At 68.2% G+C, this 3,214-nt stretch carries 3 protein-coding genes; all 3 read right to left on the bottom strand.

Translation table 11 applies throughout. From position 1 onward, the window contains the following. Positions 1–143: 143 nt before the first annotated feature. Positions 144–401 carry a WhiB family transcriptional regulator gene (locus ETD85_RS61075; RefSeq protein WP_170247484.1) on the bottom strand — a complete coding sequence of 86 codons (258 nt, stop codon included), beginning with the start codon at positions 399–401 and terminating at the stop codon, positions 144–146. A 99-nt stretch (positions 402–500) separates the two neighbouring features. After that, the gene (locus ETD85_RS61070; RefSeq protein ID WP_138698902.1) at positions 501–1,139 is read right to left on the bottom strand and encodes a neutral zinc metallopeptidase; all 639 of its coding nucleotides are present in this window, start codon (positions 1,137–1,139) and stop codon (positions 501–503) included. A gap of 5 nt (positions 1,140–1,144) precedes the next feature. Further along, positions 1,145–2,515: a glutamate-cysteine ligase family protein gene (locus tag ETD85_RS61065; RefSeq protein WP_240780157.1), complete on the bottom strand. Its 1,371-nt coding sequence runs from the start codon at positions 2,513–2,515 to the stop codon at positions 1,145–1,147. Positions 2,516–3,214: the final 699 nt, after the last annotated feature.

Here is a 3,214-nt window from a genome sequence, read left to right as displayed (position 1 = left end):
GGGGGAGGGCCGGCCCGGGCTGGAGGGGCTCGGGCCGGCGATTGGTTGTGGTCGGTGACTTGGGCGTGGTCGGTGATTTGGGCGTGGCCGGTCGCAAGAGGCGTGCCGCAGCAGCGTGCTCGCTGTCGCCCGGATCGGGGGCGTCAGGAGGCGGCGGGGCGGCGCCAGCCGTCGGGGAAGCGGGTGCGGCGGCGCTCCTCCGGCGTGAGGCCGCCCCAGATGCCGTCCGACTCGCCTGCACGTAAGGCGTAGGAGCGGCATTGTTCGATGACCTGGCAGCTCGCGCAGACCGCCTTGGCGCGAGCCTCCTGCACCGGTGTGGGGGCGAGGGGGAAGAAGAGGTCAGGGTCGCTGGATCTGCACGCCCCCCGGCGCAACCAGCCGATCTCCTCCAATGGCATGGACCCAAGGTAGAGGGTGGTCATGATCAGACACATCATCCTCTGGGTTGATCGGCGCGTACATCCCGGGGACTTACGGCTTCGAGGCCGCGTACGACCTCAGCACGCGCCGACCCCGTTCCGGTAGCCCGTCACGAACGACTCCTGGCGTTGCTCCGCAGTCCCGTGGGCAGCCGGGTTCAGCCAGTCGTCCGTGGGGTCGCCCGCCGCCTCCAGGCTGATGAGGAGTTCGTTCTCGTCGCCTTCCTCGGTCCTGAGCGCGTTCGAGTTGACGAGGGCCGACAGGGTGCCGCCCGCGTAGCAGTCCGCCTGAAGCTCCATCTGTACGTTCAGCTCGAAGCTGGTCTGGAGCTGAGCCTGGACGGAGTGCCCGAACTCGTGGGGAATGATCACATAGACCGATCCGTCCCCCATCTGGTCCCAGAGTGCCTGCATCCAATCCTGGTCGTAGGCGATGAAGTGGCCGGCGGGGCAGTAGAAGGCGTTGTTCGGGGTGGAGGGCTGGCCGCCGCAGCTCGGGCCGGAGGTCCCGGAGTAGGGGACGAAGTCAGAAATAGGGCGATAAGTACGTCCTAGCTGGGCGAACTGCTGCTTCCAGAACGCCTCCGTCAGCGTGAACGCGCTGCGGACGTCGTCCTCGAAATTGTCCGCGCCCGTCGTGTCCATGGAGGGCGGCCGGACGATCCCGCAGGCGGAGACCAGCAGCAGGACCGCAGCGAGGATCAGAGCACGGGTCACAGTTGTCACACGTCCCAGGTGTGTACGGGCTCATTGGAGTGCATGCGCTCGATGTAGTCGACGGTCATGGCACGCAGCGCTTCGTGCCGGTCCCCGCCGTGCGCGCGTACGCGTTCCACCTGCCAGCCCGCACCGGTGCGGCCGGTCAGGCAGCGGCCCTCGATGATGCCGAGCAGCCGGTCGGCGATGGAAGTGCGCACACCCCACGCGGCCAGACCCTCGCGGGCCATCGGCAGCAGACGGCGAAGGATCAGCTCGGCGGCGGGCACCTCGCCGATCCCGGGCCAGTAGAGCCGGGCGTCGAGCCCGTGTCTGGCCGCGGCGCCGAGGTTGTCCTCCGCCGCCTGGAACGACATCTGGCTCCAGATCGGCCGCTCGGCGTACGGAAGGATCCGCATCAATCCATAGTAGAAGGCGGCGTTGGCCGCGACGTCGGCGACCGTGGGTCCGGCGGGCAGTACGCGGTTCTCCACTCGCAAATGCGGAATTCCGCCGACCACCGCATATACCGGCCGGTTCCACCGATAGATCGTGCCGTTGTGCAGCGTGAGCTCATGGAGCTCTGGGATGCGCCCCTGTTCGAGCTCGGCGCGCGGGTCCTCGTCCTCGCAGAGAGGCAGGAGGGCCGGGTAGTAGTTGACGTTCTCCTCGAACAGGTCGAAAACGCTGGTGATCCACCGCTCCCCGAACCACACCCTCGGCCGCACGCCCTGCGTCTTCAGCTCCGCCGGACGCGTGTCGGTGGCCTGCTCGAACAACGCGATCCTGGTCTCGCGATGCAGCTCCTTGCCGAACAGGTAAGGCGAATTGGCCGCCACCGCCACCTGAGCGCCCGCGATGGCCTGCGCCGCGTTCCAGTGCGCGGCGAACGCCTCGGGGCTTACCTGCAGATGGAGTTGCACGCTCGTGCAGGCGGCCTCGGGCGCGACGCTGTCCGCGTGCGTGTCGAGGCGTTCGACGCCCTCGATGCACAGGTGCAGGTCCTCGCCCCGGGCCGCGAAGATCTGCTCGTTGAGCAGGCGGTATCGGGGGTTCGCCGAGAGCGTGCCCTCGCCGATGTCCTGCTCGCGCAGCGTGGGCAGGATGCCGATCAGGACTAGGTGGCCGTCCTGGGACCGGGCACGCTCCTCGGCGTGGTTGAGCCGGGCTCTGACGTCGTTCTCCAGGAGAAGCGCGCCGTCGCCGCCCAGGTCTTGGGGCTCGATGTTGATCTCGATGTTGAACTGGCCCAGCTCCGTGGCCCAATCCGGCTGCTGGATCGCGGCGAGCACCTGGGCGTTGCGCATGGCCGCCTCGCCGCGGGTGTCCACGATGTTGAGCTCGATCTCGAGTCCGGCGAGCGGGCGTTCGAGCTCGAAGCGGGCTTCGCGCAGCATCTGGGCGAATACGTCAAGACATCGGTGGACCTTTTCGCGATATTTCCGGCGATCGTCCCTGCTGAACACGACGACTGGCACGTCCCTGCCCATATCAGGCAATGTCGCACGCCAACGCCGACAAGGCCAGAGCGATCGGCTTACTTGGTCATGGACTTTGCCGGACTTGGCCAGCTATTTCGAATCGTCGAGGCGGTATGGAGCGGTGGGTGGAGGTGGTGATTGTGGGGGCGGGCTACGGCAGCGACGTGCGGTGGAGGGTTACGAAAAGTGTGTGGTGGAGGTCGGGATCGGGGGTTACGAAGAGTGTGCGGTGGAGATCGGGATGGGCGCTGCCAACGGGTGCGGGGTGGTGGTGGTCGGAGTGGGCGCTCTTGAGGGGCGTGCGGTGGAGGTCGGCGGTGGGTGGTTGGCGGTGGTGCCCGGGGTGACGGTCTAGGGCATGGGCTGTGGCGATGGTCCGCGGTGGGGGCTGACGGCCGTGGTCCGCGGTTGCGGGTAGCGGTGGCGCGCCACTGACGGGTCAGCGGCCGTGTTCCTGGAAGGTCGCCAGCCGAAGTGCGGCGGGTGGCGGGCCGGCCGTGCGGAGCCGTACAAGATGGAAATGGGCCGCCGGGCGGAGAGGCCGTACGGGACGGCAGCCGGGTCGGCGGGCGGAGTGGTCGTACGGGACGGGAGCCGGGCTGCCAGGGGGAGTAC

It is taken from the genome of Nonomuraea zeae (genome assembly GCF_005889725.1).
Classification (GTDB): Bacteria; Actinomycetota; Actinomycetes; order Streptosporangiales; family Streptosporangiaceae; genus Nonomuraea; species Nonomuraea zeae.
Note: the sequence above shows the minus strand (reverse complement) of the source record. Positions and strands in the feature narration are given on the sequence as shown.